Raw genomic sequence first — 4,695 nt, 5'->3', positions numbered from 1 at the left:
ATGTTCATCATCTCGCCCAAGAACAATGAGATTGCCAGCCGCATCATGACCGATCTGGAGCGCGGCGTCACCGAGCTGAAATCCCGCGGTGCTTACAGCGGCAAGGAAGGCACCGTCCTGTTCTGTGCAGTTGGACGTCAGGAGGTTCACAAGACCTATGACATCATCCACGAGATCGACCCTGACGCCTTCATCGTCGTCGATGACGTCGGTGAGATCACCGGACTTGGTTTCCGCGACTTCCATCAGTACCGCGAAACCAAACGGGACAAGAAAAAGAAAAAGCTGTCCGACTCGCAGCAGCAATAGAAAAAACAAAAACGCACCTTGCAAGGTGCGTTTTTGTTTTTCGAAAGATCAATCCTGCTGCGACCAGAAACGGTCGGACATTTCCTTTTGGTCGGATGGACAGACCACAAAGCCGACGCTCAGCCGTTTGCCGGCAGCTTCGTACATCTGGCGCGCCAGCGCTTCTCCAAAGGCGCCGCAGACCTCCACTGCGCCAAAACCGTCGTCCGCCAGAGTTTTCACCGTTTCCAGCGCCTGCTGCGGTGTATTGACGGCGATGATGTGGGTTTCTGTCCCTCCTGTCTCCAGCACCGCATAATCCTTCTTTTGCTGATAGTCGCTGCCCATGAGCATCACAGCAAATTTTTTTTTGGATTTCATCAAAATCCCCTTTCCTGGAATTGATCGCTGCACCCATTATACCACATCCCTGGGGGCAGTTGCTAGGTGGTCAGGCGATTTTTCTTTGCCGCTTCCCTCCAAAACAAAACCAGTGTCGAAAAGACCGCTTGTATAAAAGCCTTTTTCATGGTATATTCAAAGAAAAGAATGGAAAAATCCTGTCAGAAATCTTTTTAATATCGGAGGAATCTTTTGTGAAAAAAATTCTTGGTATTGCACTTGCATCGGCAGCCGCTATCGCCGGCGCAGTCGCTGTCAAATCCGGTCTGAACCGCTCGAAGGATCTGACCCTCTCTCCTCGCCGCGGATTGGACCCTGCCAAAAAAGCAATTCTGGTCGTCAGTTTCGGCACCAGCTACGAGGAAACCCGCGAAAAAACCATCGGCGCCATCGAGGAGGACTTTGCTAGAGCCTTTCCTGACTTTGAGATTCGCCGCGCCTTCACCAGCGGCATGATTATCAAAAAGCTGCGCGAACGCGACGGCGTCATCATCGACTCGGTGGAGCAGGCGCTGGAAAAGCTGGCTGCCGAGGGATTCGGCACCGTCATCTGCCAGCCGACCCACGTCATGAGCGGCTTTGAGTTTGACGATCTGCGCCGTGAGGTCGAGCGCTGGCAGGACCGCTTCCCGCACATCATCTGCGGCTGGCCGCTGCTGACCTCGTTTGAGGACTACCGTCTGGTCACCCAGGCACTGCAGGAGGAGTTTTCCAGCATCGAGCCGGACACCGCTCTGGTGCTGATGGGCCACGGCACCGAACATCCTGCCAACGCCACCTATCCTGCGCTGGACTACCGCCTGAAGGTACAGGGCTGCAAAAACTTCTTCATCGGCACCGTCGAGGGATATCCTGACCTTGCCACCGTCATGAAGGAGGTCGCTGCCATCCACGCCAAAAAGGTCATCCTTGCTCCGCTGATGGTGGTCGCCGGAGATCACGCCATCAACGATATGTGCGGCGATGAGGACTCCTGGCAGCAGCAGTTTGAGCGCGCAGGCTACCAGGTGCAGTCGATTCTGCGCGGCCTGGGAGAATACCCTTCCATCCGCAAAATCTATCTGCGCCACTGCGTCGACTGCATCCAGCAGCTGATGGATGCATAACTTTTTCTAAAATTGATCACTTTTTTGCAGCTTTTCGTTTCTTTTTCAGTAAAAATATGGTATTCTTAACATAAAGTTACTGCTTTAATACAGTTTTCTTTCCTTTTCAAAAACTATCACCGGAAATGGAGGAAGTGTTATGATTATTGTAGACAACCAAAAGGTTTGCTCTGCTGTGGTTCACTTTGCCTGTCAGGACAACCTGGAACAGTGCCCTGCGATGGTACAGTCGGTCTTTGACGGCAGCCGTCTGAGCGAGTTCCACACCTTTTTAGACAATGTCATGCACGTCTGGGTCGGACTTGGCAAGGAGGACGACCTCAGCCTGCTGCAGGTCAAATCGGCAGCGGCGCTCGCTTCCAAAACGATGCGCAAGCTCAAACAGACCGAATATCAGGTGGACGCTTCGGCGGTTATTTCGCTGTTTGGCATCGACTCGGTCTATGACCTGACCAGCGGCCTGATGCTGGGACTGTACCAGTACGAAGGCTGTTACAGCAAACCAAAGGAGAAATACCAGTATACCGCCTATCTTCAGGGCTTTGAGGACAACCATCAGGAGGAGATTCAGGAGATTGTCAACAAATCCGCCAACGTCGCACAGGGTGTCATGATGGCGCGCGACTGGGTCAACATGCCTGGCAACCTGCTCAATCCGGTGACACTGGCAGAAAAGGTGGTCGCCGAGGGCAAGGCAGCCGGCTGCGAAGCCAAGGTTGTGGACATCAAACAGGCCAAGAAACTGGGCATGAACCTGTTTTTGAGCGTCGGCCTCAGCAGCGATTATCCGTGCAGCATCGTTGTTCTGCGCTACATGGGCAATCCTGACGACAAGGAAGTCACCGCGTTGGTCGGCAAGGGCGTTACGCTGGACACCGGCGGCTACTCGCTCAAGAGCCGCGAAGGTCTGATCAACACCAAAGGCGACATGGGCGGCGCAGCAGCTGTCACCGCAGCAGTCTGCGCACTGGCAAAGAACAAGGCAAAGACAAACGTCCTCGCCGTTGTTCCTATCGTTGAGAACCGTCTGTCCAACACCTCCTCGATTCCTGGAGATGTCTACGTCGCGATGAACGGCAAGACGGTCGAAATCCTCAGCTCGGACGCCGAGGGCAGACTGATTCTGGCTGACGCTATCACCTATGCGATCCGTGAGGAAAAAGCCGACCGCATCGTCGACGTCGCCACCTTGACCGGCGCCATCGCACAGTCTTACGGCAAGATCCGCGCCGGTGTGATGACCAACAACGACGAGTTTGAGGACGAACTGCTGCGCGCCGGTGCAAGAGCAGGCGAAAAATATGTCGACCTGCCGACCGATGATGAGTACCGCGAGATGGTCAACGGCAGAGTTGCCGACCTTGCAAACTCCACCCGCAGCGGCTGCGGCAGCATCGTTGCCGGACTGTTCCTGCGCGAATTTGCCGAGGATCACCCATGGCTGCATCTGGACATCGCCGGTGTTTCCCGTGTGGACAAACCGGTCTATGAGTTCCAGGCAGAAGGCGCTACCGGCGCTTCGGCTGCAACGATGTACTTCCTGATGGACCACCATTTCACCGCTGCTGACCGCTTCTAAATTTTGTACAACCGCCAAAGGAGGCTGTTTACCATGAAAAAACCACTGCTTGAATGCTGCGTCGACACCGTCGAATCTGCACTGGCTGCCAAGGAAGGCGGCGCTGACCGTCTGGAGCTGTGCGCAAATCTGCTGATCGGCGGCACTACACCGGACATCAACCTGTATCACCGTGTCCGCGAAACCTGCGACATTCTCATCAACGTGCTGATTCGTCCGCGCTTCGGCGACTTCTGCTATTCGGACGAAGAATTTGAAATCATCCGCCGCGACGTCAAGATGTTCCGCGAAGCCGGCGCTGACGGCGTTGTCATCGGCGTGCTCAAACCGGACGGCAGTCTGGATATGGAACGCATGGAGATTCTGATGAAGGAAGCCGGCAACATGAGTGTCACTCTGCACCGCGCCTTCGACGTCTGCTCCGACCCGATGCTCGCTTTGCAGCAGGCGAAACAGTTACATATCGACACCATCCTGACTGCCGGTCAGAAGAACAACGCCCTCGACGGCGAGGAGCTGCTCTGCCAGCTGGTCAAAGAGGCTGCCGGTGAGGTCGACATCCTCATCGGTTCCGGCGTCAAGGACACCGTCATCGCAAAACTGGCTCCTACCACCGGCGCCACCTCCTTCCACATGTCCGGCAAGATCACGCTGGACAGCCCGATGACCTACCGCAAATCCGACGTCAGCATGGGACTGCCGATGGTAAGCGAATATACCCTCTGGCAGACCAGCGCCGAGGAGATCCGCAAAGCCAGAACCGTTCTGGACGAATGCTGCCGCAGCTAACACACACTTCTACCTTTGATTTCTTATGACAGGAGGATTCTTTATGTCCTGCAATCTTACTTTCAGCCCGCTGCTCTGCCAGAAGGCTGAACAATATTTCCAGACTGCCCGTCCCTTCTTTGGCGGACGTGAGCAGGAAATCCTTGAACAGCTCGAGCGCTGCAACGACGCTCAGAAGGTCTGCATGAAATTTTTGTACGGCACCATGCCGATCAGCGACATCGAAAACTACGATTTCTCGCTGTTCCTTTCCTATGTAGATCATGCGCTGTTCCTGCGCGAAAACACCCCTTGGTGCAAGGACATCCCTGAGGACATCTTCTTTAACCATGTCCTTTACTACCGCATCAACACCGAAGACATCGTCGACTGCCGCCGCGCTTTCTATGACCTGTGCTGGCCGCGTCTGGTCGAGGCAGGCAAGACCGGCAGCATGAAGGAAGCTGCTCTCGAGCTCAACTACTGGTGCTTTGAAAACGCTACCTACCGTCAGACCGACGACCGTACCGCTAACCCACTGACCGTTCTGCG

General features: G+C 54.9%; 5 protein-coding genes and 1 pseudogene. 5 read left to right on the top strand and 1 reads right to left on the bottom strand.

The window, feature by feature from the left end:
• Window positions 1-309: YitT family protein (locus Q0L39_RS10745; protein ID WP_296629082.1), on the top strand; the 309-nt coding region annotated here is incomplete at its 5' end.
• A gap of 48 nt (window positions 310-357) precedes the next feature.
• On the opposite strand, the gene Q0L39_RS10740 is transcribed toward Q0L39_RS10745, so the two are convergent.
• Window positions 358-669, bottom strand: a complete 312-nt coding sequence (locus Q0L39_RS10740) for a DUF6506 family protein (RefSeq protein ID WP_296629080.1) — start codon at window positions 667-669, stop codon at window positions 358-360.
• Between the two features lie 215 nt (window positions 670-884).
• On the opposite strand from Q0L39_RS10740, the gene Q0L39_RS10735 reads away from it, so the two are divergent.
• The 4 genes and pseudogenes from Q0L39_RS10735 to Q0L39_RS10720 form a co-directional block, all read left to right on the top strand.
• A complete protein-coding gene (locus Q0L39_RS10735) occupies window positions 885-1,796 on the top strand; it encodes a sirohydrochlorin cobaltochelatase (RefSeq protein ID WP_366916362.1) in 912 nt (303 codons plus the stop codon).
• A 139-nt stretch (window positions 1,797-1,935) separates the two neighbouring features.
• Window positions 1,936-3,375 carry a hypothetical protein gene (locus Q0L39_RS10730; RefSeq protein ID WP_296629078.1) on the top strand — a complete coding sequence of 480 codons (1,440 nt, stop codon included), beginning with the start codon at window positions 1,936-1,938 and terminating at the stop codon, window positions 3,373-3,375.
• Window positions 3,376-3,408: 33 nt separating this feature from the next.
• Window positions 3,409-4,164, top strand: a complete 756-nt coding sequence (locus Q0L39_RS10725) for a copper homeostasis protein CutC (RefSeq protein WP_296629074.1) — start codon at window positions 3,409-3,411, stop codon at window positions 4,162-4,164.
• 43 nt (window positions 4,165-4,207) lie between these two features.
• A pseudogene (locus Q0L39_RS10720) lies at window positions 4,208-4,695 on the top strand (transglutaminase domain-containing protein); the annotation flags it as partial.

It is taken from the genome of uncultured Negativibacillus sp., assembly GCF_944388365.1.
Lineage (GTDB): Bacteria > Bacillota > Clostridia > Oscillospirales > Ruminococcaceae > Negativibacillus.
This window is presented reverse-complemented; position numbering and strand designations above follow the sequence as displayed.

Coding starts and splice junctions, on each gene's coding strand:
- Q0L39_RS10740 (WP_296629080.1), bottom strand. CDS start 669: ATGAAATCCAAAAAAAAATTTGCTGTGATGCTCATGGGCAGCGACTAT.
- Q0L39_RS10730 (WP_296629078.1), top strand. CDS start 1,936: ATGATTATTGTAGACAACCAAAAGGTTTGCTCTGCTGTGGTTCACTTT.
- Q0L39_RS10725 (WP_296629074.1), top strand. CDS start 3,409: ATGAAAAAACCACTGCTTGAATGCTGCGTCGACACCGTCGAATCTGCA.